Raw genomic sequence first — 25968 nt, forward strand, 5'->3', positions numbered from 1 at the left:
CCGTCTACTCGACTTCGACGACGTACGACTGGTGTGCCCCTCGGGTCTGCATATCGAGAAAGTGATGCCGTGTGGTGTCACCGACACTTCCTGCGAATGACTGCGCCTCACGGTCCGAGTAGACGCCGTCAGCACCACGGAGGTCGTGGTCTGCGAGGTGGTCGACCACGTCCGGCGGAACCTCGTCCGGGCCGTCGATGTCCACTATCACGAGTCTATCGGTGAAACTCTTCGCGATGAACGCGTCCGCAACCGCGTCGTGAGCCCGTAAACCGGCAATCACGTCCTCGAGTTCGTCTCTCCTGTCGTCCATCGGATCGTCGATCACCCCCAACGAGAAAGTACCTGACCGCGACCGTGTTCGCGTGACGAGATCCGGATCGGTTCACCCCCGTCGGATCCGGAGAACCGTCGCGTACTCCGTTCGCAGCAGCCGCCTCCGTTCCGTCTCGCTCGCCAGCAGCTCGTGTGGTGTCTTCTCGTCCAACATGGATACCTCTGTTTCACTCTCGGGAGAGGACTCCAGGTCGGTTCGAAACGCCTCGAAGATGACTCCCGGAAGCGAGTAGGGACAGTGGGCGTTGATGACCTGTGAAATATTGATGATACACGGTCGAGACGAGTCCTCATCGCGAAATACTGAATGGATCCTCGATCGAACTGCGAAATATATGGTGACAGCGGGCAGTAGTCGCTGGTCGCGTCGATTCGTCGTCTTCAGCGCGATCTCGCTCGTCCTGTGGCGACTTGGGGCACTGACGGGAGTTCCGCGTCGGACGGAGGTCGTCCTGGCCCTGTTCGGGTTCGTGCTCCATATGGTGTTCGGGATGGGGTATCTGCTGATCCCGTCCTACTTCGAACGGGTGCTGGATGCGAAGTGGCCCCCGGCAGTCCAACTCGGGTTGACGGGGGTCGGAACGGGATTTCTGGCGGTGGCCTCCCTCCCTGTCGGCCCACCTGTCGTCGAACGCCTGGGAGCGATCGCCTGGTTTCTGGGCGTCATCGTGTTTCTGGGGACGATCCTGTGGACGGTCCGCGACAACTTGGCGGGACGCGAGACGGGGACCGGTGCCGGGAAGGAGGAGTTCCAGTGGGTCGACCGGTATGCGAACCCGTTCATGTTAGTCGCCCTCGGATACGTGCTGGTCGGATCGTACGAACTGCTCGCGCACGCCTCCCTGCTCCCTGGGATCACAGACGGATACGCCCCACGGGTCAGCCACCTCCTCGCTGCCGGGGGTGCGGCGTTGCTCGTGTTCACGCTCGGCGTTCGTATCGCTCCCCGATTTCTCGGCGTCCCGGCGCGGAAGGAACTTGTCGTCGTCGTCCTTCCGGCAGGTGCACTCGGCCCGGCATTGCTGGCGTACGGACTGGGCGGCGGTCCGGCGTTCATCGCCGGCGCGCTCGTGGAAGCGACGGCGATGGTCGGGTTTGCGGGGGCGTACGGCCTGATGTTCGCCCGGTCGGAGCGGCGGACTGTCGGCCTCGCCGGCGTTCTGACAGGAGTGGCTTGTGGGATCGCTGGGGTGTCACTCGGTCTCTCGTTCGCGTTCGGGACGGTCACCACCGGACTGATCACTGCGCACCTCCAACTGAACCTCCTCGGGTTTCTCGGACTGTGTATCATCGGCTTCGCGATGCAGTTCTTCCCGCCCACCGTGGGTCGGTTCCGAGGAGCGACCGAGACCACAGTATGGCTGGTGATCGCCGCCCTGTTCGGTGGGCTCGTCTCTATCGTGGTCGGAACGCTCGGGGAAGTCTCCGTATTGGTGACTGCCGGCAACGTACTCGCCCTCACGGGCACGGTCGTGTACGGCTACCTCGCCATCCGACTGATGATTACAGTCGGGTCGCGGTGAACCGTCACCTCTGACGGCGGCGGTGTCGAACCGGAGATTCGGCGTCAGTCGTCCGTGGTCGACGTCTTCTCGGACGGTTCTGCGTCCATCTCTGACCCGCCGTCGACGAGTGCCGTCTCCCGATGCCGCTGGAGCCATCCCCACTCGTTGGTGAGCAGTCCGTGCTCGTCCAGGTTCCAGGGGTCGCTGTTCTCGATCGGGCGTCCCTCAAGCCACGAGGAGACGAGGTTCCACACGAAGATCAGTTGGCCGATCGCGAGTATGTAGACGCCGACCGTGGCGAGTTGGTGGAGGTCGGCGAAGTAGCCGACCGGGCCGACGGTCAAGTCATATCCGGCGTACCGACGGGGCATGCCGCCATATCCGAGCAGCACCATCGGGAAGAACGTGAGGTTCGTCCCGAGCATGGTGAGCCAGAAGTGCCACTTCCCGAGCGTTCGCTGGTACCATCTCCCGGTCACCAGCGGGAACCAGTAGTAGATCCCAGCGAAGATCGCGAACGCGATCCCACCCATGATGACGTAGTGGAAGTGGGCGATCACGTGGTACGTGTCGTGGAGCACGAGGTCGACGGGGATCGCCGCCTCGAAGACACCCGTGACGCCGCCGATGATGAAGTTCGCGATGAACCCGATGCAAAACAGCATCGGCGTCACCAACCGGATCTTCCCGTTCCACATCGTCGCGATCCAGTTGAACGTCTTGACCGCGCTGGGGATCGCGATCGCGATCGAGACGGCCATGAACGACGCACGGAGCCGCGGATCGATCCCCGTCGCGAACATGTGGTGTGCCCACACGCCGAAGCTCAACACCCCGAGCGCGAGCGTCGAGTAGACGACGAACTTGAAGCCGAAGAGCCGCCGGCTGGCGAACCGCGGGAGGATGTAGCTGATGAGTCCCATCGGGGGAAGCACGAGGATGTACACCTCGGGATGACCGAAGAACCAGAACAGGTGTTGCCAGAGGATCGGACCGCCGCCCTCGATCGCGAAGAACGTCGTTCCGAAGTTCCGGTCCAACAGCAACATGACGAGCGCGCTCCCCAGCAGCGGGAACGCGAAGAGGATCTGCCCGGACTGGACGAGGACCGTCCACGAGAAGATGTCCAGATTCGCCCACGTGACGTCCTCGCCGCGCTCGGTGAAGATGGTCGCGATGAAGTTGATCGCGCCCATCGTCGCGCTCACTCCGGTCAGATGGAGCCCGAGGATCATCAGGTCGACATCGGCGTTCGATTGCTGGACTGACAGCGGCGCGTAGAGCGTCCACGCGGTCTGAGCCCCTTCGACGCCGACCTGGAACGGTTCGAGGATCAGCCCACCCCAAATGAGCAGTGCCCCGGGTGGTAACAGCCAGAATGCGATGGCGTTGACCCGTGGGAACGCCATGTCGTCGGCACCGATCAGCAACGGGATCAGGTAGTTCGAGAACGCGGCCAGTATCGGCGTGCCGAACAGAAACAGCATCGTGATCCCGTGGGTCGTCATCAGGGCGTTATAGAGGGGTGCACTGAGTAGATCAATTGGCGGCGTCGTCAGTTCCGTCCGCATGAGAATGACCGCGATCCCTCCCCACGCGAACGAGAGCACCGCAAACACCCCGTACATGAGACCGATATCCCTGTGATCGACGGTCGTGACCCACCGAAGGAGTCCGCTTGGTTTCTCTACGTGTTCTGGCTCGTGATGGCTGGCTTCTGACCCACCGGCGGAGACCGAATACGACCGCCAGTTCTCGATGCGAACTAGCCACCGAACCACAAGGAGCAAAAGCACGCCCATTGCTCCGGTGAGAGCGATTCGAGTGGTCCCGATATCCATGGTACGCGAACTTTGGTAGTGTCCCGTAAGCGTCATCGCGAACATCTTCGATCAGAGCCGAAAAGAGGTACAGCGCAAATGTCCGTACGGGAAACCGTGATAGAGGGTTCTCGAAGACTGGGGCTCCGTCGCTACGTTCTTTGTCTGTACGTAGCGATCTGACTTCCGGTTCTGCGGTCTCCCTGACATCATCTGCGGGACCTACACAAGTATCCGAGACGAGCGATCTTCACTTGCTCACCCTTCTAATGTGACCTCGCTCCGTAGAAGCGGAGCCGGAGTGATGCGCCCGGACCATCCCCGTTTCGAGCCGCGAATTCGGCGCCCGACCGGCCGTACGCGACGAACACGTACGCTTGATCGCGGAGGGACTGCCACGATGAAACGGTCACGTTGTGGCTTTCCAGCATGTTCACCTGTTTCACCGCGTAGTAGTCGGCGATCGCCTGCCGAGCAGCGACCTTCGCTTGCGACTTGGATTTGCCTCGTTCGTAGGCCTCAGCGACGGCGGTTTCCACCTTCGTCCACGCGACCGACTCCGTATCCTGAACGTAGTTGTTCAGCGTCGCCTGCCGAGGTTCAACCCATCAAAAATCAATTTGACGTTATACTGGGTTAAATTGGGCCGTTGGCTCTCCAGCCACCCAATTTCGGCGTTCTACCGAAACGGAGACCGATATCCGCCAGTGTGTACTGACTCGATTCGACCGCGATCAGAACCCCTCGCGGAGGAACGGCTCCGTCGGCGGAAACGCGTCCGCGAGCGCGGTCCGCACCGCCTCGTGTTCGACATCGACCGCCCCGAGTTCGACCAACCTGTCGACCCCGTGAGAGCCAACGACCAGTCGTGAGAGTGCGCCGATGTCGAGCGATGCGTCGGCGTCGGTGTCGGCGGCGCCGCGCTCGACGGTTCCACGTCCGTCGGCGACATGAAGGCGGACGCACCCGTCGTTCCACTCACAGGCGTCGTCGCGCACGTCGAACACGAGCGTCGTCTCGACGGCCTCCGGGTACGCGATCGCCTCAAGTGCCGCCTCGACATCGACGACCCGGGCCATCGGGCCGGGCCGGATATCCGTCTCCGCGGCCCGCGGGTCGTCGAGATCGTCGAACAGCCGGGTGTTCGACGGGCCGGTGAATCGAACCCGTTCGACCTGTGAGTCGTGGTTGCGACAGAAGCGCAGGAGGTGCCCGCGTGCCTCACGATCGACGTGGGCGAACTCGCTCACGGCCATCGTGTTCCCCTCGTCGTCGCCATCCTGGATGGTGTAGACGACGTACCCACGGAGTTCGTCGCCGGGATCGCCGTCGGTCCACCCGTACACGTACGGGTCGGTGTCCCACGACTGGAACACCCGCAGGCGCCACCAGTCTTCCTCTCGATCGAGGCGGAACTCGTCGTTCGCCCACTCGTTGTACACCGTGTCCAGACGGGGCCAGTCGTCCTCCTCGAGCCGCTCGAACGCGCCCGCAGGGTCCGGACACGCGCTGTCCAACGCGTCCGGCGAGACGGTGACGCGAGCGTAGTCGCAGATCCGCTCGTACCCGAGTTGTCGGTAGAAGGAGTACTTGAAGGGCCACAGCGCGGCGAACGCGATCCCGTCGTCGCGGAGTTCGCGGTGTACGTGACCGAGGAGCGTTCGAACGAGCCCTCGGCGACGCGCCTCCGGCGGCGACGCGACCGCCGAAACGCCGCCCACGTCGCGAACGTCGCCGCGGATCCGCGCGGAGAAGTCGTGGTAGCCGCAAACGACGGCGAGGCCGGCCGCGTCGGGATCAGTTCCGTCAGCTACGCTGGGATCAGTTCCGTCAGCTGCGTCGAGCCCCTTCCGGTCGGCGTGCTCGTAGAGGCCCCGGGGGTGAAACGATTCGGGCCGATCAGGGCCCGATGGCTCGTGCTCCGGCCCGCGTTCCGGCGAGAATGCGTACACGAGGATGTCGTCGAAGGTGTCCTCGTGCGCGTCGGGGATCGCGCGATAGTGCATGACACGACCGGGTCCCCGTCGGGGCAAAGCGTTTGCGACGCTATGGGATCGACACGCACGCCGAAGCGGTCGACACCTAGCCGGTGGCTCCGACAGTCACGCCGGATCGCGGGGTTCTCGGTACTGGAACACCCAGCGAGGGTATGGGCGACGACACGAGGCTGCGCGACCGGATCACCAGCGATCGACTCCTGCTCGCGACGGTGTTGGTCGTCGGTATCGCCGGCACGGGAGTCGTCCGCCGACAGCTGGGCCTCCTCGGGTTCAACGACCTCGGCCGAGTGGTGTTCATCCTCGGGTACGGACTCACCGTGTTCGCCGTGTGGTACGGCTGGATCCGGCCGCTCGACATCACCGGCCCGAGCGCCGACCGCGACGTTCCGCCGTCGGGCTCGTCGTTCGACGCACCGAGCGGAGACGAACCGGAGGACGAGGGCGACAACTCGGGTGGTGACCGGTCGACGCCCGGGACCGATCGACCGAACTGATCGGTCCGGCGATCTCCGAGGAACTGGTCGGTTCTCCGGACGCCTCCTGCGGCCGCGATCTCCCACCGGGGTCGCCGAACGCAAACGAGTGATAACGGAACGTTAATGCAGCGCCCGGGGCGAACTGGAGACAAGAGATGATCCCGCTCCAGATCGTCGACAGCTTCCTGCTCCCGTACAACGTCGGACAGGCGCTGCTGCTCGGGTTCGTGCTGACGACGCTCGCCACGCTGCCGGTGTCTCGCAAAGCGATGGCGCTCAACACGATGCTGTTCGGCGTGATCTTCCTGCTCACGCCGCAGTCGCTCGTTCCGGTTCACTACCTCTTCCTCGGCATCGTGCTGGTCGTCATCGGACCGCTCGTGTTCGTCGCTTCGCGGCGGTAATCCCGCGGCTGCGGCCGGCTCTCAGCTCACGTCCCGTTCGCCACCGAAACGGAGCGGCAGACGCTCGCCCCGAACGTCATCCTTTTGCCCGCCGCGCCGGACCGACGCGGCATGGTAACCGCCCGCGCGCCGGCGACCAGCGCGAACCTCGGGAGCGGCTTCGACACGTTCGGCGTCGCGCTCTCGCACCCGGCAGACACCGTCTCAGTCGAGCGTGCGGCCGAGACGACGATCGAGGTGAGCGGCGCGGGCGCCGAGTTCATTCCGACCGACCCCGAAAAGAACGTCGTCGGCGCCGTCGCCGACGCGCTCGACGCGCCCGCCCACATCCACATCGACAAGGGCGTGCGACCCTCCTCGGGGCTGGGCTCCTCTGCGGCGTCCGCCGCCGCCGCCGCGGTCGCGCTCGACGAACTGTACGACCGCGGCTACAGCCGTCACGACCTCGTCCCCGTCGCCGCCGAGGGCGAGGCGGTCGTCTCCGGCGAGGCCCACGCCGACAACGTCGCCCCGGCGCTGCTCGGGGGATTCACGATCGTCCGCAGCGACGACGGCGCGACGAGCATCGAGGCGGACCTATCGCTCGTCGCGTGCCTCCCGGAGGTGGTCGTCTCCACGCGCGATGCGCGTGGGGTCGTCCCCGACTCCGTGTCGATGGCCGATCACGTCGAGACGGTCGGCAACGCCGCGACGCTCACGGCCGGAATGTGCCGGTCCGACCCCCAGTTGGTCGGGCGCGGGCTCGACGATCCGGTGGTCACGCCGGCACGCGCGGAACTCATCACCGGGTATGCGGGCGTCAGGGAGGCCGCACTGGGGGCCGGCGCGACCGGCGTCACCGTCAGCGGCGCCGGCCCGAGCGTGCTCGCGGTGTGTGAACTCGGCGAGCGTCGGGCGGTCGCCGCCGCGATGGTCGAGGGATTCGCTGACGCCGGCGTCGGCGCGCGGGCGTACCAGACCGGCGTCGGCGACGGCGCGACGGTGCTGTAGCTCCGGCAGTCACTCCAGCGACCGCTCCAGAAAGCGCTCCCTGACCTCCGGCTCCGGCACTTCGCAGGCGTCCTTCCTCCCGAACACGCCGTAGCGGTACTCGGCGACCAGATCGTAGACGGCGTCGCGGATCCGACGCGGCACGACTCGCAGGGCCCACGCGAGATTCCACGGCGAGTCGAGCCGGCGCGCCACCCGCAGCGCCGCGGCCGACTTCCGGTGTGCCCCCGCGTCGTCGATGAGGACGACCGAGTCGTAGTCCGCTGTCGGCAGGCCGTGACGCTCCAAGAGTGCCCGTCCGACCGGAGAGTCCAGCGGCGCGAACCGGAACACGCCGGCATCGTCGTGGCGGACGAGAAATCTGACCGCGCCGTGACAGAGGTTGCAGACGCCGTCGAAGAGCACCACTGGCGTCCGTTCTGGGTTCACGTCCGCGAGGGGGGCCGTGTCGTCGTCGACGGCGGCGTCGGCGTCGGACATACCGGTCGCTACGGGGGCCGCGGATTTCAACGTCGTGGCGGCGACGCGATGTGAGTGAGTGTAGCTGACAGGCGACACGACCCGCACGCTCCGCGGGACGGCGTGTCGCGCACCCGCGTGCGCCCCGCGACCGGTCTCAGATCACGACGGTCGCGTCGCTCTGGACCCGGTATCGGATAAAAACGTTCGTGCGAGCGGCGGCGGGTTGTGACCCCGAGTTAGACGCCGCGGCCCTGAAGCTTCTCCTCCTCGGGCATCGTCTCGTTGGCCTGGCCCTTCATGCCGGCGCCGATCCCCTTCGCGATCTCCTTGAGCGTCTCGGGGTCGTCGTAGTTGTTGACCGCCTGGACGATCGCTTCGCCCATCTCCGTCGGGTCCTCCGCGCCGAAGATGCCCGAGCCGACGAAGATGCCGTCGCAGCCGTGCTGCATCATGAGCGCCGCGTCGGCGGGCGTCGCGATGCCGCCGGCGGCGAAGTTGACGACGGGAAGGCGGCCCATGTCGGCCGTCTCGTGGACGAGCTCGCGGGGCGCCTCGTTCTTCCGGGCCCACTCCTCGCGCTCCTCGTAGGCCATCCCCGAGAGCTTGCGGATGGAGCGCTGGATGTTGCGCTGGTGGGTGACAGCTTGGTTCACGTCGCCCGTGCCGGCCTCGCCCTTCGTCCGGATCATCGCGGCGCCCTCGTCGATGCGCCGGAGCGCCTCGCCGAGGTTGCGCGCGCCGCAGACGAACGGCGCGGTGAACTCGCGCTTGTCGATGTGGTAGCGCTCGTCGGCGGTCGTGAGCACCTCCGACTCGTCGAGCATGTCGGCGCCGGCGGCCTCGAGGATCTGCGCCTCGGCGGTGTGGCCGATGCGGCACTTGCCCATCACCGGGATCGACACCTCGTCGATCACCTCCTCCAGCTTGCCCGGGTCGGCCATCCGCGCGACGCCGCCGCGCTTGCGGATGTCCGCGGGGACGGACTCGAGGTGCATCACGGCGACCGCGCCGGCGTCCTCGGCGATCCGCGCCTGTTCGCGGCTGACGACGTCCATGATCACGCCACCCTTCTGCATCCGCGCGAAGCCGCGCTTGACCAGGTCGGTCCCGCGTTTGAGCTCCTCCAGATCGGTCTCCTCGGTCATGTATGCTCATTCGGGTGTGCGTACGTAACGGTTGTCCTTCCCCGGCCGAAGGGACGCCCGAGGGCGTCGCCCTCGGGGTGTCGCTGGGTGCGGGTGGCGAGTGGGAACCAGAGGGACAGCAGGTGGAGGGTATGGCCGACGGCCGACTCAGGTGTCGGCCTCGAGCGCCTGATCGATCCGTCGTTCCACCTGCGGCAGCCGCCGTTCGACGAGCGCCGGGAGCTGTCCGGGGAGCTTCTCACGGTTCCGTTCGAGCGCGCCAGCGAGCGCTTCCGTCCGCTGTCGGAGGCCCCGCAGGCGGTTGTCGGCGCCCTCGGCGTTCCCGGCCTGCGCCGCCTCGTTCGCGCGTTTCGCGGCCGTCGTCGTCGCCTCCAGCGCCCGGAGGAGACCCGTGAACCCGTCCGAACCGCCACCTCCGCCGTTGCCGCCGCCGTTGCCGTTTCCGGTGCCACCGTCGTCATCGTCGCTGCCGTCGTCGCCGGCCGCCTCGGCGGCGGCCGCCAGCACGTCGTCGACGGCGTCCTCGGCGTTCCCTCCCTGTTCGGCGGTGCTGTCGGGCACGTCGACCTCGTCGATGCCGGCCGCGTCGCCGTCGGCGAAGACGGTCGCCTGCGCGGTCGTCTCCGTGAGGATCGTGAGCAGGAACGACGCGAGCGACGTCTTCCCGGTCCGGGCCTCCGGGATCGTCGCCGTCGACTGGTCGGCGCGGGGATTCACGCGGAAGGCACCGATACCGCCCTCCTTGTCCTCGACCTCCGTGGTGTAGGCGCCCTCGCGGTGGGCGTACACCGCGACGCCGCGGTCGGTGTCCTCGGCCCCGTCCGCGTCGCCGGTAGGCGTTCCTGTCTCGGTGCTTCCTCCGTCGTCGGTGCTACTGTCGGCCGCGTCGTCGCCGTCCGCGACACTCGGCGGGAGCCCGTCGTACACTGCCCCGGCGAAGTCGTCCTCGACGGCGACGCGGCCCACGCCGGGAGCGTCCGCGGGCGGCGACGCCCGGACCTTCACCGCGTCCTCGTTGGGCGCGACGACCACGTCGCCGTCGACGCCCGCGGTCGTCGGCTCGCCGTTCTCCTCGTGGGCGAGGCCCTGACTGAACGGCGCGACGCCCGCGCCGTTGACGGTGAGGGTGTGCTCGCCCTCGGGCACGTCCTGGAGCGCGACGACGCCGTTGAACGTCGGGACCGCCTCGGGGTCGGATTCGAGGAGCGCGATCCCCTCGACGGTCGGGTCGGTCGTGTCGACGCCGTTGCTTCCCGGCGCGTCGTCGCTGGCGGTCGCCTCCCGCAGGAAGCCGACTACGTCGCCTGCGAGCCCCGACACGTCGAGGTCGAACCGCTCCGAGAGCGCCGAGCGATGGCGCGGGTCGGTCACGTCCGCGACGGGGTTCGTGTACCGCGGCTGCTCCTTCGGGGTGCCCGTGGTCGTGATATGGGATGCGTACGCGTCCTCGGCGAACGAGGGGATCGCGAACTCGAAGCTGAGCTGCGGGCCGGTGAACTCCTCGATCCCGAGGTCGGCCATCGGCGCCAGCGAGTAGCTGTAGTCGGCGTCGGCGGCACCCTCGGCGTCCTCGAACGCGAACAGCAGCCCCGTCTCCCGGAAGGGGAGGTCGTCGGGCGGGGACGGGATCCCCGAGAACGAGTCGACGGTCATCTCCGCCGGGACGAGGTGGTCTCGGGTGACGTTCGGGAGGTCCGGGTGTTCGTGGAGGGGGGCGCCGTCAAGCTCCGGCAGCGAGAACGGGAGGCGGTACCCCTCGCCGCGCGGGAGGCCGTACGCCGCCGGGATCTCAAGCGGCGCGAGCGGGCCGTTGGAGACGTCCGGGATGTCCGTCGACGTCGCCAGTCGCTCGAAGACGTCGCGGGTCTCGTTGACGCCCAGCGCCGACGAGTGGCTGCCGACCTCGCTGATGATCGCCGCCCGGTCCGTCTCGGGGTCGAGGAACTCGTTGTTCGGCACCTTCCGGGAGTGGGCCGACGCGACCAGCAAGTTCGGGTCGCCGACCTCGGCGTCGCCCGACTCCTCGCTCACGTCGAGGAACACCTGCAGCAGCTCCCAGTCGTGCCAGTGGAAGTTAACCGTGAACTGGTCGAACGCCGAGTAGAACCAGTACTGGGCGACCACGAGGTCCGTGTCCTCGTAGCCGACGACGTTGTAGAACGCCGTTCGGTTCGGCGGCTCGCCGGCCTCGTCGAACGCGCGCGAGTAGCCGTCGAAGGCGGCGAAGCCGTCGAGGACGTCGCCGTCGTCGAGGTACTCCCGGGGGTCAGTCGGGAACCACCGCTCGCCGGCGCCGAAGTAGAGGTCCGGCGCGTGGGCCGCGGCGATCGTCCGCGCGCGCTCGTCGTCGATCGCCGTTATCTCCGGCGAATCGTCGGAGGCACCGAACCCGGCACAGCCCGCAAGCGACGACGCCCCGACGGCGCCGGCGGCGGCGAGCGCGCCGCGGCGCGTGATCCCTGCGGACGCCGTCTCGTCGGCTTCCGCCCCTCGATCGCCGGCGGCGCGGCGTCCCCCGCGCTCCTCCTCCGGGTCGTCTCGTTCGCGAGTCGGTCCGGTCACGCTTCCTCGTGGGTGACCGACCGCATCATCGTTCGGACGTCGTCGCCCTGCCCCGACAGCAGCGAGGGGTACGCCCCGACAGTAACGACGAAGTCGCCGCCGGCCCGCACCGCCTCGGACACGTGGATCTGCACCTCGGTCGTGACGCCCTCGGTGATCGTCGCGTCGGCGGTGAACAGCCCGACAGTGGTGTCGGTTCCGAGGACCGCGACCGTCTCCTCGCCGTCCTCCCGGAGGTTATTGATCCCCTCGTACTGGGTGAGCATGCGCCGCGCGAGTTCGCGGGTACTCATCTCCCCGACGGGGTTGAACGTCTGCCCGGCTATCTCGACTGCGGGGGTGGAGAGCGCGACGAACATCGACGCCCGGAGGCGTTCGCCGAGCACCTCCGCGGCCTTGTCGTACTGCGCGAGCTGGTTGGTGACGACGACCTCGCGGGTCTGGCCGGCGACGGTGAACTCCCGAGCCAGCTCCTTCGGCTCGATCCGGTACTCCTCGAACCCGGTCGACTCCAGCGTCGAGTCCGGGACCGACGCGACGTTCGCGGAGAACTCCGCGGGCTCGGACCCGGTGATCACGCCGAGACAGCCGCTTGTCGCGCCCGCGCCCCCCAGCGCGAGCGCGGCCCCGGTTCGTCGCATGAACGCTCTTCTCCCGTGTGCCTCCCTGGACATGGAACGGTTCTGTGCCCGAAGCGGTATCAGTCTCGTGGTCGAGTGTGACGGCCCCGTCCGGCCACGATCCCGCCGCGTCACCGCCTCACACGGGAAGACGACCCAGCATCGCACCGCTTTTGCCGCTCGGACCGGTACATCGCGTACTGAATGATCTCGAAGGGCTGTGAACAGTGCGCCAAAGGGGGGAAGATGGTGCTGTTCGTGTACGGCTACTGCGACCAGCGCGACTGCTTCTACTGTCCGCTCGGGGAGAACCGCAAGAACGTCACCGACGTGTACGCCAACGAGCGCCTCGTCGAGTCAGACGAGGACGTGATCGAGGAGGCCAAGCGCATGTCCGCGCTGGGCACCTCCATCACCGGCGGTGAGCCCCAGGAGGCGATGGGGAAGACGACGCGGTACCTCCGCCTGCTGAAAGAGGAGTTCGGCGAGGACCACCACACGCACCTCTACACGGGTATCCCGGGCGGTCGCGAGAACATGCGCCGCCTGTCGGAGGCCGGGCTCGACGAGATCCGCTTTCACCCGCCGGTGGAACAGTGGGGCGACCTCCACGGCACCGAGTGGGAGGACATCCTCTATATCGCCCGCGAAGAGGGGCTGACGCCGGCGTTCGAGATCCCCGGTATCCGCGCGGAGGAGGAGTTCCTGGAGTTCCTCGACGAGGGGGCCGCGGACTTCTGTAACATCAACGAGTTCGAGATGTCCGACGGGAACTACCGCCGGATGCAAGAGCAGGGCTTCGAGCTGCAGGAGGGGCACATGTCGGCCGTCGACGGCTCGAAGGAGGAGATCCTCGACGTGATGGGCGACCACGAGCGGGTGTACTTCTGCACCTCCGTGTTCAAGGACGCCGCACAGCACCGCAACCGCCTCAAACGGATGGCGCGCAACCTCCGCCGCCCGTTCGACGAGGTGACCGACGACGGCACCCTCGTGTACGGGAAGACGTACACCACCCCGGAGCGCTTCGAGGCGCTGGAGGTGCCCGAGGAGTTCTACTCCGTCAAGTCCGAGCACGTCGAGGTGGCGTGGTGGCTGCTGGAGGAGATGATCGAGGAGGGCGACCTCGACGACGGCGAGGTCGTCGAGCAGTACCCGACCTACGACGGCACGGTCGTCGAGCGGACGCCGCTGGCGTAGCCGAGACGATCGCTCCGGTGAACGCTACGGGACGTTGATCGGAGTTGTCAACCGGAGCGACGAACGTCCGACAGCACAACCGGCCCCTGAGGAACGCCCCCCGGTCACTGTTCGGTTTTTCGGGTGCAAACGAGGACCGGGCGGTCCGTCCCGAGGATAACCTCCTGAGAGACGCTCCCGAAGAGCGCCTTCCCCGCCTTCGAGCGCTTGCGCCCGGCGATAGTGATGGCATCAACGTCCAGTTCGTCTGCGGCCTCGATGATAGATTTCGAGGGGGTCCCGCTCGTCTCGTGGTACTCCACGGCGATCCCGGCGTCCTCGAGGATGTTCGCCGCGTGTCGGACGGCAGCTATCTGGCCGACTGACGCCCCCTCGAAGTTGTCTGTGAAGTCGTGTAACAGGTGCGCGGTGGTGTGTTCCGGGTCGAACAGGTCGCGAACCGTCTCCGCCTGGGCGACGGCGCGGTCGTCGCTCTTGTCGAGAGCCAGCAGGACGTGCTTCATACGTACTAATTGATAGTGAAAGAACATATACGTACGGGTAGTTCTGGAGGAGGTGAGCGCCGCGGAGTCCCCCACGGGATCGGAGCCGTTACTCCCCGAGCGTCACCGCGTCGTCGGCGCTCCGCCGCAGCGCGTCCGACCGCCCGTAGCTCCCCGGCGCGATCGCGAGCGTCCGCAATCCGTACTCGTTGGCGACTTCCAGCGCGGGCTTGAAGTCCGTGTCGCGGGAGGCGACGGCGATCGTCGCCGCCCGGCGCTCGGCCGCGAACGACGCCACGTCGACGGCGAGCTTCACGTCCACGTCGCCGCTGGTGGTGATCACTTGAAAGCCGTTGGCCTCCGCCGCCTGAATGAGTCCCGGCGTGGCGTGCTCGTCGAGGTAGAGTCGCGCGGTGACGAGATCGCCGTCCGTCTCGCCCTCGCATGCCGCCGCCCGCAGGTCGGCGAAGTCCACCTCGAACTCCTCGCGAAAGACGTTCGGGCCGTCGACGAACAGCGCGACGCCCCGCGGCGCCGCGGGATCGCCGTCGGCGCCGCGCCACGGGCCGCGCGGGCCCGCCGTCCGGGCGTCGGCGGCAGGCCGCTCGTCCGTCGCGCGGGCGTCGCCGCCGGCGGCACGCGGTCCGAAGACGCGATCCAGCAGTCCCATGGCGAGGGGAGCAGACGGCGGCCGATACGCGTTCCGGTTCCAGCCCTGCCGGCGCGTCGGTCGTGCTGGCGCGAGGGAAACCGACATACCAGCCGCCCGCGATCGTGCAGGCATGAGCAACTGGACCGACGCGATCGTCGGCGAACGGATGACTGTCGACCGCGAGTTCAACGATCGGATCCGACAGTCGGAGTTCTCGAACCAGGAGTGGGGGCTGATCATGACTGCCGTCGAGTTCGAGATCGAGGACGCCACCGACCCGGAGGACGCGCGGATCGTCGCCGACACGTCGAAGCTGCCGCAGATCATGCCCGAGTTGGACAACATCTCCCAGCAGATGGGCGCGATGGCCGGCGGCGGCGACCCCGACGGCGGCTCCTCGGGCGGCGTGTTCGGCGATCTCGTCTCCGACATCAAGGACGCCATCCTCGGCGGCGGCGGGGGCGGCGGGAGCGGCGGCGTCGACCAACAGCAGTTGGAGGCGGCCGAGCGACTCACACAGGAGTACGCCGACGAGCTTCAGCGACACCTCGAATCGAAGGGGAAGTTCGAGCAGGTCCGGCTCGCGTATCAGGAATAAGTCCGCGTCGCGTGCGGGGATGGGTTCACGTGCGTACGGGGGGAGTCAGCGTCGCGGACAGGAAGCCGTCGCCGTCGGTCGTTACAGCCGGGCCAGCACCGCGTCGGTCACCTCGCGCGTCGTCGCCTCGCCCCCCAGATCGGGCGTCCGCGGGCCGTCCGAGAGGACGCCCTCGACGGCCGAGCGGATCCGTTCCCCGGCGTCGTCGTCGCCGAGCGACTCGACGAGCATCGCCGCCGAGAGGATCGTCGCCGAGGGGTTCGCGACGCCCTCGCCGGCGATGTCCGGCGCGGTGCCGTGGACCGGCTCGAACAGGCCGCGTTCGGCCCCGACGTTCGCGGACGGGAGCAGTCCGAGCCCGCCGACCAGCCCGGCGGCGAGGTCCGAGAGCACGTCGCCCGCGAGGTTGGGGCAGACGATCACGTCGAACTGCTCGGGGTCGAGACACACGCGCGTCGCGAACGCGTCCATGAGGACGGTGTCGGCATCGACGCCCGCTTCGTCGGCCGTCGCGAGCACCGTGTCGCGGAACAGCCCGTCGGTCTCGCGCATCACGTTCGCCTTGTGCGCGACGGTGAAGCCGTCCTTGCCGCGCTCCTCGACGTACTCGCAGGCGAACTCGCCGAGGCGCCGCGAGGCCGACTCGGTGACGACGCGCGTGAGCGTCGACACGTCGTCGGTGAGGCGGTCCTCGTGGCCGGCGTACACGCCCTCGGTGTTCTCCCGGAGGAACACGAGGTCCGTCTCCGGCCGGAGCGCGTCGACGCCGGGGTACGCCCGCGCCGGGCGGACGTTGACGAACGAGCCGACGGCCTCCCGAAGGGGGAGGATCACGTCGGCGGCCGACTCGCCCGCGGCGCCGAACAGCGTCGCGTCGGCGGAGGCGGCGAGCTCGTACGTCTCCGCGGGCAACGCCTCGCCCGTCTCGTCGAGCGTCGCGTCGCCCGCCTCGGCCTCGGTGAACGTGTAGTCGCCGACCGTCTCCAGCACCTCGACGGCCGCCGGGACGACCTCGCGGCCGATGCCGTCGCCCTCGATGACCACGATCTCGGGGAGAGCGTCGGCGTCGGATCCCGTCTCAGTCATCGGTGTACGGGAGGCTGTCGTTGACGGCCTTCGCGCGGTCGAGGTTCGTCCGCATCACCGCGGTCGTGTCCCAGATACCCTCCAGCAGCGCCTCGCGCATCGCGTCGGGCACGTCGCCGTCGACGGCCTTCCCGTCGTAGCGGACGGTCTCCGCGCGCACGTCCACCTCGATGCCGGCATCGGGGTTCGCCTCGATGAAGTCCTGCAGGTCGACGGCGTCCTCGTGGTCGACCGCGAGCGTCGCGATCCCCAGCGACTTGCAGTTGTCCTGGAAGATCTCCGCGAACGACTCGCCGACGATGGCCTCGACGCCCCAGCGCATCAGCCCCTGCGGGGCGTGCTCGCGCGAGGAGCCGCAGCCGAAGTTGTCGTTCACCGCGAGGACGTTCGCGCCCTGAAACTCGTTGAACGGGTGGTCGTTGGGTTCGCCGTCGGCGTCGCGGCGCTGGTCGTAGAAGGCGTACTCGCCCATGTCGTCGAACGTGACCGCCTTCAGGAACCGCGCGGGGAGGATCTGGTCGGTGTCGATGTCGTCGCCGCGGACCGGCACTCCGGTGCCGGCGACGCGCCGGATCTCGGGCACCGCCGTCCCGTCCGTCTCGGGCGCGTCGTCGCCGGCGCTCCCGGGCGCGTCGCCGTTTCCGCTCATCCGTCCACCTCCGCGTCCGCGACCGACCCCCCCACCTCGTCGGCGAGGTCGAACTCGCGCACGTCGGTCACGGCGCCCTCGACGGCCGCGGCGGCGACCATCCCGGGCGACATCAGGTGGGTGCGTCCCTCGGTGCTCCCCTGGCGACCGACGTAGTTGCGGTTCGAGGAGGACGCACAGACCTCGTCGCCCTCCAGCGCGTCGTCGTTCATCGCCAGACACATCGAACAGCCGGCCTCGCGCCACTGGAAGCCCGCGTCCTTGAACACCTGATCGATGCCCTCGGCCTCCAGCTTTCGCTTGACTGTGCCGGAGCCGGGGACGGCGAGCGCGCGCACGTCGTCGGCGACCTCGCGGCCCTTCAGCACCCGCGCGGCCTCGCGGAAGTCCGCGACGCGGCCGTTCGTGCAGGTGCCGAGGAACGCCACGTCGACCTCGTGTCCCTCCATCGTCTCGCCGGGCGTGACCTCGGTGTGTGCCTGTGCGGACTCGGCGGCGTCGGGGTCGCGCGTCTCGCTCGGCTCGGGTACGGGTTCGTCCACGCCGACGACCTGCTCGGGGTTGGTGCCCCACGACACCTGTGGCGCGAGGTCGTCGGCGTCGACCTCGACCCAGTCGTCGTACTGGGCGTCCTCATCCGAGCGGATCGACTCCCAGTACTCCTTGCGTTCCTCGAACTCGTCGCCATCGGGGGCGAACTCTCTGCCCTCGAGGTACTCGTAGGTGGTCTCGTCGGGGTTGATGTAGCCCGCGCGGGCGCCGCCCTCGATGGACATGTTACACACCGCGAGGCGGCCCTCCATGTCGAGGCTCCGGATCGCCTCGCCGCCGTACTCGTACACGTGGCCGACGCCGCCGTCGACGCCGAGTTCGCGGATGACGTGGAGGATCACGTCCTTGGCGCCGACGCCGTCGCCGAGTTCGCCGGTGACCTCGACGCGCCGGACGGCCTTCTTGTCGGCCGAGATCGAGCCGGTGGCGAACACGTCGCGGATCTGGCTGGTGCCGATCCCCATCCCGATGGCACCGAAGGCGCCGTGGGTGGAGGTGTGGCTGTCGCCGCAGACGACGGTCATCCCCGGCTGGACGAAGCCCAACTCCGGGCCGACGACGTGGGCGATGCCCTGGCGGTCGTCGTCGAGGCCGAAAAAGCGGATGCCCGCCTCCTCGGTGTTGTGCTCCAGATGCGTGAGCATCTCCTCGGCGCGCTCGTCCGCCAGCGGGCGCTCGCGCCCCTCGCTCGTCGTCGGGACGATGTGGTCCGTCGTCGCGACGGTGCGCACCGGGAACGCGACCTCCATGTCGCGCTCGCGCAGCATTCCGAACGCCTGCGGGCTCGTCACCTCGTGGACGAGATGGAGGCCGATGAACAGCTGGTCCTGGCCGTTCGGCAGGTCCGCGACCTTGTGGCGCTCCCAGACCTTGTCGTACAGCGTGCCCCGGCTCATCGTCGCTCGCCGTCGTTGTCGGTCTCGGCGGCGGGCGACTCCTCGCCCCGCTCCCACACCGCGTTCGGGTCGGCGGCGCCCTCGGGCGGCTCGTGGTCCACGTCGGCGATGGTGTCGCCGTCGCGGCCGCCGTCGGTCGCGGCCGTCCGGTCTCGGTCCTCAGTCATCGGCGCGGACCTCGGTCTTCTCCTCATCGTCGGCCTCCCCCGCTTCCTCCTCGGCGTCCCACGCGAACAGCGCGCGCAGATCCTCGCCCACGTCCTCGACGTCGTGGTTCTTCTCGGCCTCGCGAAGCTGCGTGTAGGAGGGCCGACCGGCCTGGTTCTCGGCGATCCACTCGCGGGCGAAAGTACCGTCCTGCACCGCCTCCAGCACCTCCTCCATGTTCTCGCGGGCGTGCTCGTCGACGACCTCGTCGCCCTTGACGAGCCCGCCGTACTCGGCGGTGTCCGAGACCGAGTCCCACATCTCGCCGAGCCCGCCTTCGTACATCAGGTCGACGATGAGCTTCAGCTCGTTCAGGCACTCGAAGTACGCCATTTCGCGGGAGTAGCCGGCGTCGACGAGCGTCTCGTACCCCTGCTTGACGAGCGAGGTGACGCCGCCGCACAGCACCGCCTGCTCGCCGAAGAGGTCCGTCTCCGTCTCCTCTCGGAAGGTGGTCTCGACGACGCCCGCGCGGGTGCAGCCGATTGCCTGGGCGTACGCGAGCCCCTCCTCGCGGGCCTCGCCCGTCTCGTTCCGGTAGACGGCGAGCAGCCCCGGCGTCCCTTCGCCGGCCTCGTAGTTGCGCCGCACGAGGTGCCCCGGCGACTTCGGCGCGACCATGGTCACGTCGACGCCCTCCTTCGGGACGATCTGGTTGTAGTGGATGTTGAAGCCGTGCGCGAACTGGAGCGTGTCGCCCGGCTCGATACCGTCCTCGATCTCCTCGTAGACGGCCGGCTGGACGGTGTCGGGGACGAGCACGGAGACGATGTCCGCCTCGGCGGCGGCGTCGGCGGGGGTCTCGACGCGCAGTCCGTCGCTCTCGGCGGCCGCACGCGAGGAGGAGTCCTCGCGCAGGCCGACGACCACGTCGACGCCGGAGTCGTTGAGGTTCTGCGCGTGGGCGTGGCCCTGGCTGCCGTAGCCGAGCACGGCCACGGTCTTGTCGTCGATCTGTGAGCGGTCCGCGTCGTCGTCGTAGTATACCTCGGTGTCGAGGGTGGAATCGGTGTCTGTCATCGTTGTGGTGTGTCGTGTGTGTCGTCAGTCGTCGTAGTTGGTGAACTCGTCGTCGTCGGTCGAGCCCGCCGAGTGACCCGGCTCCTCGCCGGGCGTCGTCGGGGAGTCACCGCGCTCGAGCGCGGTTTGACCGGTCCGGGAGATCTCGATGATGCCGAACTGGTCGAACGCGTCGATCGCGTCGTCGATCGTGGTCTCGTCGCCGGTGATCTGCACCGTGATGGTGCGCGGGCCCGCATCGAGCGTCTGCCCGTCGTACATCGAGGTGATCGCGTGGACCTTGTCGGGTTCGCTCCCGCGCACCTTCAGCAGCACGAGTTCGGCGGCGACGGCGTCCTCGCTCAGCTCGCCCACCGCGATGACGGGCGTGAGCTTCGCGAGCTGCTTTTTCGCCTGCTCGATGCCCGCCTCGGTCTCCTCGACGACCAGCGTGATCCGCGAGTGGCCCTCGACGGTCGTCGGGCCGACCGTCAGGCTCTCGATATTGAACTGGCGCCGGCGGAACAGCCCCGCGGCGCGCGCGAGCACGCCGGGTTCGTCCTCGACGAGCGCCGAGACGGTCGCCCGGCGCGCCGGCTCGGGGCCGTGGTCGGGCTCCTTGCGGACGCCGTGTTCGTCGCGGCGGCCCGTCGGGTGCGGGCGCTCCTCGGGGGTCGGTCCCGCCAGCCCCGTCTCGGGGGCGTTGCTTCCGGCGGGCCGGGCGTGTTCCGCGATCGGAGCCTCTGCCGGGTGGTCGGTGCCGCCGTCGGCGGCGGCCTCCTCGGGGGAGCCGTCGTCCTCGCCTTCGGGTCGGTCTCCATCGACGTCGCCGCTCATAACTGATCCTCCGCGAGCGCGAACTGTCCGTTCGCCGCGCCGCTGGCGACCATCGGGTAGACGTTCTCCTCGGGGTCGATGTGGGCGTCGACGACGGAGGGGCCGTCGTAGGCGAGCGCCGCCTCGACGACGTCCTCCACGTCGTCGTACTCGTCGATGCGGAAGCCCTTCGCGCCGAACGCCTCCGCGAGCGTGTCGAACTCCGGCATCCAGTCGTACTGGGACGCCATGTGGTTGCCCTCGAAGAAGGCGTCCTGCCACTGGCGGACCATCCCGATGTACTCGTTGTTGAGCACGACGACCGTGATGTCGAGGTTCTCGCGGACGGCGACCGACAGCTCCTGGATCGTCATCAGGAACGAGCCGTCGCCCTCGAAGCTGATCACCTCGCGGTCGTCGTCGGCGGCGACGCGGGCGCCGATGGCGGCGGGCAGGCCGTACCCCATCGTTCCCAGTCCGTGCGAGGAGACGAACGTGCGCGGCTCGCGGTACGTCCAGTACTGGGCGGCCCACATCTGGTGTTGGCCGACGCCCGTGGTCACGTACGCGTCATCGTCCATCGCGGCGTCGAACGCCTCGACGACGAACTGCGGCTTCACCGGCTCGTCGGGGTCGATGGCGTAGTCCATCGGGTACTCCTCGCGCCACTCGTCGCACTGCGCACACCACGACTCGGTGTCGGGGGCGTCGCCGTAGCCGATGGCGGCGTCGAGCTGGTCGAGGACGGTCGCGGCGTCGCCGATGACCGGGTAGTCCGCGTGGACGTTCTTCGAGATCTCGGCGGGGTCGATGTCGACGTGGACGACCTCCGCCTCGGGGGCGAACGTGTCGACGCCGCCGGTGAGGCGGTCGTCGAAGCGCGTCCCGACCGCAATGAGACAGTCGGTGTGCGTGATCGCCATGTTGGCGTAGCCGGTACCGTGCATGCCCGCCCACGAGAGACACAGGTCGTCGTCCTCGGGGAAGCTCCCGATACCGGGCATCGTCGTCACGACCGGGATCTCGAACTCGCGAGCGAACGCTCGCGCCTGCTCGGTCGCGTCGCCTTTGATCACGCCGCCGCCGAACAGGCAAAGGGGGCGCTCGGCGTTCTGGATCGCGCGCGCGGCCGCCTCGACTTGCTCCTCGTCGGCCTCGAGGTCGGGCACGGCGCGATCGGGCGCGGTCGGCTCGCCGACCGGGCGGTCGGTCTCGCCGAAGGTGATGTCCTTCGGGAGGTCGACCAGCGTCGGTCCCGGGCGGCCGGTGTTCGCGAGCGCGAACGCCTCGCCGACCGTGCGGCCGACCTCGTCGGAGTCGTTGGCGAAGTAGTTGTGCTTCGTGACGGGCGCGGTGACGCCGACGGTGTCGGTCTCCTGGAACGCGTCGGAGCCGACCATGTCGGAGGGCACCTGCCCGGTCAGCGCGAGCATCGCGTCCGAGTCCATCGACGCGTCGGCGATGCCCGTGACGAGGTTCGTCGCGCCCGGCCCGGAGGTCGCCATGCAGACGCCCGGGTCGCCGCGGACGATGCCGTAGGCGTCGGCCGCGTGGACGGCGCCCTGTTCGTGGGCCATCGTCACGTGATCGACCGTCGACGCCGACAGCGCGTCGTACACGGGCATGATCGCCCCGCCCTGCACGCCGAAGGCGGTCTCCACGCCCGCGGCCTCGAGCGCGGCGATGACCGCCTCGGCGCCCGAGCCGGGCGCGCGCGTCGCGGCCTCCTCGCGTGCTGCGGCTGCCTCCTCGCTGGTCTCCGTGCTGTCTGTCGGCTCGGATCGTTCCTGTTCGTCGTCGGTTCGCCCCTCCGGGTCGCCCTCGTCGGGCGACGCGGCGTCGGGGGTCGCTGGCTCGCTCATCGTCGGTGTGCTTCGTCCGTGTGTGTCATTCGTTCGCGGTCGTGATCGCTGGTCGCTGGTCGGTCGCCGTCGATACGTGCCTCGGGCGGTCGTCGGTACATGGGTCGGGGGTGGGTGATGTGGGGGCGCTTACGCCCCTACAATACCCGCGATCCCGGCGAGAAGGGCGACGACACGCTCGGCGGACGCCGGGCGAACGGCGGTCGGCGCGGGCCGTGTCGTCATCTCGCCACCACTTTCGGCTCGGCGCGTATAACGGTGACGCGGGTGGCAACGATTGCACCCGCTGACGGCGTCGCCCCCGATCGCCGGCATCGCGCATCTGACCGGTCAGACGCGTGCCTCCCGATCGCGCTCCTCCTCGGGGTCGTCCATCTCGGCGACACCCTCCTCGCGGGCGAACCGGCGCACGTCGGACATCGTCACGCGCCCCTCGGCGCCGGCGTCCTTCACGCGGCGGGTGATGGCGCGTACCTCCGACTCCGTGGGATCGAAGCCGGTGTCGGTCAGCCGCTCGCGGACCGAGTGGGTACCGGTGTGTTTGCCCATCACCAGTTCGCGGGTCGCGCCGACCATCTCCGGAGTCATGACGCCCGGCTCGAACGTGTCGCTGTTCTCGATGACGCCGGCGGCGTGAATGCCGGACTCGTGGCTGAAGGCGTTGCGCCCCACCACGGGCTTGTTCGGCGGCACCGCGATGTCGCTGGCCTGCTCGACCATGCGCGACACCTCGGTGATCTGTGTCGTGTCGACGCCGGTGTCGGCGTTGTACAGCGACTCGGCGGCCATGACGACCTCCTCGAGCGCGGCGTTGCCGGCGCGCTCGCCGATGCCGTTGACCGACACCTGCATCTGGTGGGCGCCCGCCTCGACGCCGGCCAGCGCGTTCGCGCCGGCCAGCCCGAAGTCGTCGTGGGTGTGGACGTCGACGCCGGCGTCGGTGTGCTCGGTCACGACCTCGATCAGGTCGCCGAAGCGGCGCGGCGTCGCCACCCCGCAGGTGTCGGGGATGTTGATCCAGTCGACGCCGACCTCGTCGACGGCCTCGATCACCTCGACCAGGAACGACTCCTGGGTGCGGGTGGCGTCCATCGGGGAGAACATCACCTCCGCGCCGGACTCCTTGGCCATCTCGACGGCCTCGACCGCCCGCTGTTTCACCTCCTCGCGGGTGGCGTGCATCGAGTCCTCGATCTGCACGTCGCTCGTGGAGACGAACGTGTGGATCATCCCGACCCCCGAGTCGATGGCGGCCTGGATGTCCTTCTCGACCACGCGGGCGAGCCCGCAGACGGTCGTGTCGGTCGACCCCGCGATGTCTTTGACGGCCTCGAACTCCGCGTCGGAGTTGACCGGGAACCCCGCCTCGATGACGGACACGCCCAGCTCGTCGAGCGCCGCGGCTATCTCTCGTTTCTCCTCGTAGTCGAACGACGTGCGCGGCGACTGCTCGCCGTCGCGAAGCGTCGTGTCGAAGATGCGGACAGAATCGAACTCGTCAGTTGCACTCAGTGTGCCCTGGAAGAACTCGTTCCGCCGGACTGGTTACCGACGAGTCCTGGTTATGGGACATCATCCCATTCGAGAGCAGAACTGATTGTAAAGCGTTGTGGTCGGACAGACCGACGCCGCCGCATCGATCAATCACGAACGTTCGATCTACCATGTAATCGCATGACTGCGCGGACTACCCGTCGAATACGATTCTTAGTATTTCCTAATATGCATGATATTGACGGATGCGGGGATCGGCACCATCCGGCCGACCGCGGGTGCGAGACGTTCGCCGGTCCGCCGGAGTCAGACGGGCGTCCGACCGTGGACCGAACCCTTTTGAAAGCACACGCCGTGAGCCGCGATATGACCGATTTCGGGCTCGACCTCCGCGACGCCGAGGAGATGATCGAGTCGGAGGGGACGGTGGGGGACGTGATCTTGGGGGTGCTCGACGGGGAGACCGAGCCCGAGCACTGGGTTCGCAACGTGGAGTACGGCAACGTGCTCGTGCTCGCTGTCGAGGGGGACCTGAACGAGCGGGCCGCCGGCTTCGCGCGCGAGGTGAAGGACATGGGCGGGGAGCTGACCCACTTCCGGGGGTTCCTCGTCGTCTCCCCGCCGGGCGTCGACGTCGACACCGAGAAACTGAGCTGAGCGTCCCCGCCTTTCTCGGAGGTGTTCCGAGCCTCCTGACGGCTACCCCGAGAAGCGGTCGGTCTCGGCGCCGCATGCGGGACACTCCTCGTTGATCACCGCCCCGTCAGTGGCTTTCGTGGCGCCGACCGCGAGGAACCGACACGGCACGTCGCCGACGGCGACCGCCCGGTTCGGCGCGTCACGCGGGACGAAGAACGCCTCGTCCGCGCCGACGCGGCAGGTCCGCTCCGATGTCTTGACCGCCAGTTCGCCCGCGATCACGTAGAACAGCTCCTCGTGGTCGGGGTGGCGGTGGTACTCCCACGGCACGCTCTCGCCGGGGTCAGCTTCGGAGTAGTTACACCCCAAAAGTACGCCGCCGCGCCGGAAACTGAGATCTCTCTACCAGTAGTTGGTAGTACGATTTCTTTATTCAGAATGAACTTTGAAACTGAATGGCCCGATTCGCTCAGTATGCGTGCTTACTGACGAGCGATCTATCCCCCCGTTTATCGTCGTGCCGCGCGCTGATGGCCACATGTACGAACGTATCCTCGTCCCGATCGACGGGAGCGACCACAGCAACTTAGCAGCCGAACACGCGATAAATCTGGCCGAGCAGTTCGGCGCGATAGTCCACGCGCTGTTCGTCGTCGAACAGGCAGGGCCGAGCGGCCACTGGGACTTTGCGGTCGAGAAACAGGAAGAGATCGGCGAGGAGGCGCTGGACGGGGTGGCCGCACTGGGCGAGGAGCGCGGCGTACGCATCGAGCGCCACGTTCGCCGTGGGACGCCCAGCGAGGAGATCGTCGACGCCGCCACCGACTACGAGGTCCACCTCATCGTCATGGGGACGCAGGGCCGGACCGGGTTTTCACGCATTGCTACCGCCGGAAGCACGACAGAGCGTGTGGTCAGACTGACGGAGCTCCCGACACTCGTGGTCGGCGGTGCGGGCACCGGAGACGCGTGAGGCCGGCCCCCGATTCCACAGGGATAGCTGAAATCCCTACATCGACCGATCCGTGATGGAGTTATATTCACCGGTAGTTCGAGAGCGAGATATTCGGCGAAACGACTAGTGGTAAGACGATTGTATTACCAGCATATGTCCAAAGCAATCACAAACGGAGACAGTGAGGACGACATCGTCACGGTGAATTTCAAAACGACGGAGTCGTTCCTCGAAGCGATCGACGCGACATGGCGGGGGCGAGGGTTCAACAGTCGCAGCGAGTTCATTCGCTACACGCTCCGAGACGCGGTCGAGTTCCCGACGTTCGACCGCGACGAGCTGATCGCCCTGCTCGCCGCTGAGGAAGATATTCGTGAAGACGGGACGATGAGCGCGGGGGAGGTTCGCGATCGGTTTGGGACGGGCGATGAGTGACGACAGGTGGACATGGGTACTCGCCTCGAAGGCACAGGCGGACCTCGATTCGCTGGTGTTCGATATGCACACCTACTGGGCGTCTGTTCCACCCCAATCGGATTGTGGAAATGCGTCCTGGCGTGG

27 protein-coding genes and 1 pseudogene are annotated in these 25968 nt (G+C 68.0%); 9 read left to right on the forward strand and 19 right to left on the reverse strand.

All coding sequences use genetic code 11. From position 1 onward, the window contains the following. Positions 1-4 precede the first annotated feature (4 nt). Complete coding sequence (locus tag ABJD39_RS01545; protein WP_348611219.1) at positions 5-313, reverse strand: hypothetical protein; 309 nt, start codon at positions 311-313, stop codon at positions 5-7. A gap of 358 nt (positions 314-671) precedes the next feature. Between ABJD39_RS01545 and ABJD39_RS01550 the strand changes: the two genes are divergently transcribed. Next, entirely contained in the window at positions 672-1859 is a 1188-nt protein-coding gene (locus ABJD39_RS01550) for a hypothetical protein (protein ID WP_348611222.1), read from the forward strand. A 44-nt stretch (positions 1860-1903) separates the two neighbouring features. Here the strand turns inward: ABJD39_RS01550 and ABJD39_RS01555 are convergent, their stop codons facing one another. From ABJD39_RS01555 to ABJD39_RS01565, 3 genes are all read right to left on the reverse strand, one after another. Continuing rightward, on the reverse strand, positions 1904-3643 hold the full coding sequence (locus ABJD39_RS01555; RefSeq protein ID WP_431357891.1) for a cbb3-type cytochrome c oxidase subunit I: 1740 nt from the start codon (positions 3641-3643) through the stop codon (positions 1904-1906). Between the two features lie 284 nt (positions 3644-3927). Then, positions 3928-4200 carry a hypothetical protein gene (locus tag ABJD39_RS01560; protein ID WP_348611228.1) on the reverse strand — a complete coding sequence of 91 codons (273 nt, stop codon included), beginning with the start codon at positions 4198-4200 and terminating at the stop codon, positions 3928-3930. 195 nt (positions 4201-4395) lie between these two features. Next, on the reverse strand, positions 4396-5667 hold the full coding sequence (locus ABJD39_RS01565) for a GNAT family N-acetyltransferase (protein WP_348611231.1): 1272 nt from the start codon (positions 5665-5667) through the stop codon (positions 4396-4398). A gap of 143 nt (positions 5668-5810) precedes the next feature. Here ABJD39_RS01565 and ABJD39_RS14990 point away from each other — a divergent pair. The 3 genes and pseudogenes from ABJD39_RS14990 to ABJD39_RS01580 all read left to right on the forward strand — a co-directional run. Next, a pseudogene (locus tag ABJD39_RS14990) lies at positions 5811-6032 on the forward strand (hypothetical protein); the annotation flags it as partial. A gap of 260 nt (positions 6033-6292) precedes the next feature. Next, a complete protein-coding gene (locus ABJD39_RS01575; protein ID WP_348611237.1) occupies positions 6293-6541 on the forward strand; it encodes a hypothetical protein in 249 nt (82 codons plus the stop codon). 111 nt (positions 6542-6652) lie between these two features. Further along, positions 6653-7531: a homoserine kinase gene (locus ABJD39_RS01580; RefSeq protein ID WP_348611240.1), complete on the forward strand. Its 879-nt coding sequence runs from the start codon at positions 6653-6655 to the stop codon at positions 7529-7531. Positions 7532-7540: 9 nt separating this feature from the next. On the opposite strand, the gene ABJD39_RS01585 is transcribed toward ABJD39_RS01580, so the two are convergent. From ABJD39_RS01585 to ABJD39_RS01600, 4 genes are all read right to left on the reverse strand, one after another. Next, positions 7541-8011 (reverse strand): thiol-disulfide oxidoreductase DCC family protein, encoded by a 471-nt coding sequence (locus ABJD39_RS01585; protein WP_348611243.1) that lies wholly within the window; start codon positions 8009-8011, stop codon positions 7541-7543. Between the two features lie 218 nt (positions 8012-8229). Next, a complete protein-coding gene (gene pdxS, locus ABJD39_RS01590) occupies positions 8230-9138 on the reverse strand; it encodes a pyridoxal 5'-phosphate synthase lyase subunit PdxS (protein ID WP_348611246.1) in 909 nt (302 codons plus the stop codon). A gap of 147 nt (positions 9139-9285) precedes the next feature. Then, positions 9286-11700, reverse strand: a complete 2415-nt coding sequence (locus ABJD39_RS01595) for a hypothetical protein (RefSeq protein ID WP_348611249.1) — start codon at positions 11698-11700, stop codon at positions 9286-9288. Further along, positions 11697-12341, reverse strand: a complete 645-nt coding sequence (locus ABJD39_RS01600) for a DUF6517 family protein (protein ID WP_348611252.1) — start codon at positions 12339-12341, stop codon at positions 11697-11699. The genes ABJD39_RS01595 and ABJD39_RS01600 overlap by 4 nt, the downstream gene beginning before the upstream one ends. A 183-nt stretch (positions 12342-12524) precedes the next feature. On the opposite strand from ABJD39_RS01600, the gene ABJD39_RS01605 reads away from it, so the two are divergent. After that, positions 12525-13520 (forward strand): radical SAM protein, encoded by a 996-nt coding sequence (locus tag ABJD39_RS01605; RefSeq protein WP_348611255.1) that lies wholly within the window; start codon positions 12525-12527, stop codon positions 13518-13520. Positions 13521-13624: 104 nt separating this feature from the next. Here the strand turns inward: ABJD39_RS01605 and ABJD39_RS01610 are convergent, their stop codons facing one another. Further along, entirely contained in the window at positions 13625-14023 is a 399-nt protein-coding gene (locus tag ABJD39_RS01610) for a universal stress protein (protein WP_348611258.1), read from the reverse strand. 88 nt (positions 14024-14111) lie between these two features. Then, the gene (locus ABJD39_RS01615; protein ID WP_431357859.1) at positions 14112-14672 is read right to left on the reverse strand and encodes an NYN domain-containing protein; all 561 of its coding nucleotides are present in this window, start codon (positions 14670-14672) and stop codon (positions 14112-14114) included. Positions 14673-14784: 112 nt separating this feature from the next. Between ABJD39_RS01615 and ABJD39_RS01620 the strand changes: the two genes are divergently transcribed. Continuing rightward, positions 14785-15252: a DUF5799 family protein gene (locus tag ABJD39_RS01620; protein WP_348611261.1), complete on the forward strand. Its 468-nt coding sequence runs from the start codon at positions 14785-14787 to the stop codon at positions 15250-15252. Between the two features lie 81 nt (positions 15253-15333). Here the strand turns inward: ABJD39_RS01620 and ABJD39_RS01625 are convergent, their stop codons facing one another. The 8 genes from ABJD39_RS01625 to ABJD39_RS01660 all read right to left on the reverse strand — a co-directional run bounded on the left by ABJD39_RS01625 (position 15334) and on the right by ABJD39_RS01660 (position 23831). Further along, complete coding sequence (locus ABJD39_RS01625; RefSeq protein ID WP_348611263.1) at positions 15334-16338, reverse strand: isocitrate/isopropylmalate dehydrogenase family protein; 1005 nt, start codon at positions 16336-16338, stop codon at positions 15334-15336. After that, positions 16331-16987 (reverse strand): 3-isopropylmalate dehydratase small subunit, encoded by a 657-nt coding sequence (locus tag ABJD39_RS01630; protein ID WP_348611265.1) that lies wholly within the window; start codon positions 16985-16987, stop codon positions 16331-16333. The genes ABJD39_RS01625 and ABJD39_RS01630 overlap by 8 nt, the downstream gene beginning before the upstream one ends. Beyond that, positions 16984-18435, reverse strand: a complete 1452-nt coding sequence (leuC, locus tag ABJD39_RS01635) for a 3-isopropylmalate dehydratase large subunit (RefSeq protein WP_348611268.1) — start codon at positions 18433-18435, stop codon at positions 16984-16986. Before leuC ends, ABJD39_RS01630 begins: the two co-directional genes overlap by 4 nt. Then, positions 18432-18602, reverse strand: coding sequence for a hypothetical protein (locus tag ABJD39_RS01640; protein WP_348611270.1), 171 nt, complete (start codon positions 18600-18602; stop codon positions 18432-18434). The genes leuC and ABJD39_RS01640 overlap by 4 nt, the downstream gene beginning before the upstream one ends. Further along, entirely contained in the window at positions 18595-19662 is a 1068-nt protein-coding gene (gene ilvC, locus ABJD39_RS01645; RefSeq protein WP_348611273.1) for a ketol-acid reductoisomerase, read from the reverse strand. Before ilvC ends, ABJD39_RS01640 begins: the two co-directional genes overlap by 8 nt. 24 nt (positions 19663-19686) lie before the next feature. Next, the gene (gene ilvN / locus ABJD39_RS01650; protein ID WP_348611276.1) at positions 19687-20478 is read right to left on the reverse strand and encodes an acetolactate synthase small subunit; all 792 of its coding nucleotides are present in this window, start codon (positions 20476-20478) and stop codon (positions 19687-19689) included. Continuing rightward, positions 20475-22319, reverse strand: coding sequence for a biosynthetic-type acetolactate synthase large subunit (gene ilvB, locus ABJD39_RS01655; RefSeq protein WP_348611279.1), 1845 nt, complete (start codon positions 22317-22319; stop codon positions 20475-20477). The genes ilvN and ilvB overlap by 4 nt, the downstream gene beginning before the upstream one ends. Before the next feature lie 330 nt (positions 22320-22649). Continuing rightward, complete coding sequence (locus tag ABJD39_RS01660) at positions 22650-23831, reverse strand: LeuA family protein (protein ID WP_348613681.1); 1182 nt, start codon at positions 23829-23831, stop codon at positions 22650-22652. Positions 23832-24179: 348 nt separating this feature from the next. Between ABJD39_RS01660 and ABJD39_RS01665 the strand changes: the two genes are divergently transcribed. Beyond that, positions 24180-24470 (forward strand): DUF5779 family protein, encoded by a 291-nt coding sequence (locus ABJD39_RS01665; protein ID WP_348611282.1) that lies wholly within the window; start codon positions 24180-24182, stop codon positions 24468-24470. A gap of 42 nt (positions 24471-24512) precedes the next feature. Here ABJD39_RS01665 and ABJD39_RS01670 read toward each other — a convergent pair whose 3' ends face one another. Then, positions 24513-24821 (reverse strand): cupin domain-containing protein, encoded by a 309-nt coding sequence (locus tag ABJD39_RS01670; RefSeq protein WP_348611284.1) that lies wholly within the window; start codon positions 24819-24821, stop codon positions 24513-24515. A 169-nt stretch (positions 24822-24990) separates the two neighbouring features. On the opposite strand from ABJD39_RS01670, the gene ABJD39_RS01675 reads away from it, so the two are divergent. Continuing rightward, positions 24991-25425, forward strand: a complete 435-nt coding sequence (locus tag ABJD39_RS01675) for a universal stress protein (protein WP_348611287.1) — start codon at positions 24991-24993, stop codon at positions 25423-25425. Positions 25426-25560: 135 nt separating this feature from the next. Beyond that, positions 25561-25842, forward strand: a complete 282-nt coding sequence (locus ABJD39_RS01680; RefSeq protein WP_348611290.1) for a ribbon-helix-helix domain-containing protein — start codon at positions 25561-25563, stop codon at positions 25840-25842. Positions 25843-25968: the final 126 nt, after the last annotated feature.

The organism is Halobaculum rarum (assembly GCF_040025155.1).
GTDB lineage: Archaea > Halobacteriota > Halobacteria > Halobacteriales > Haloferacaceae > Halobaculum > Halobaculum rarum.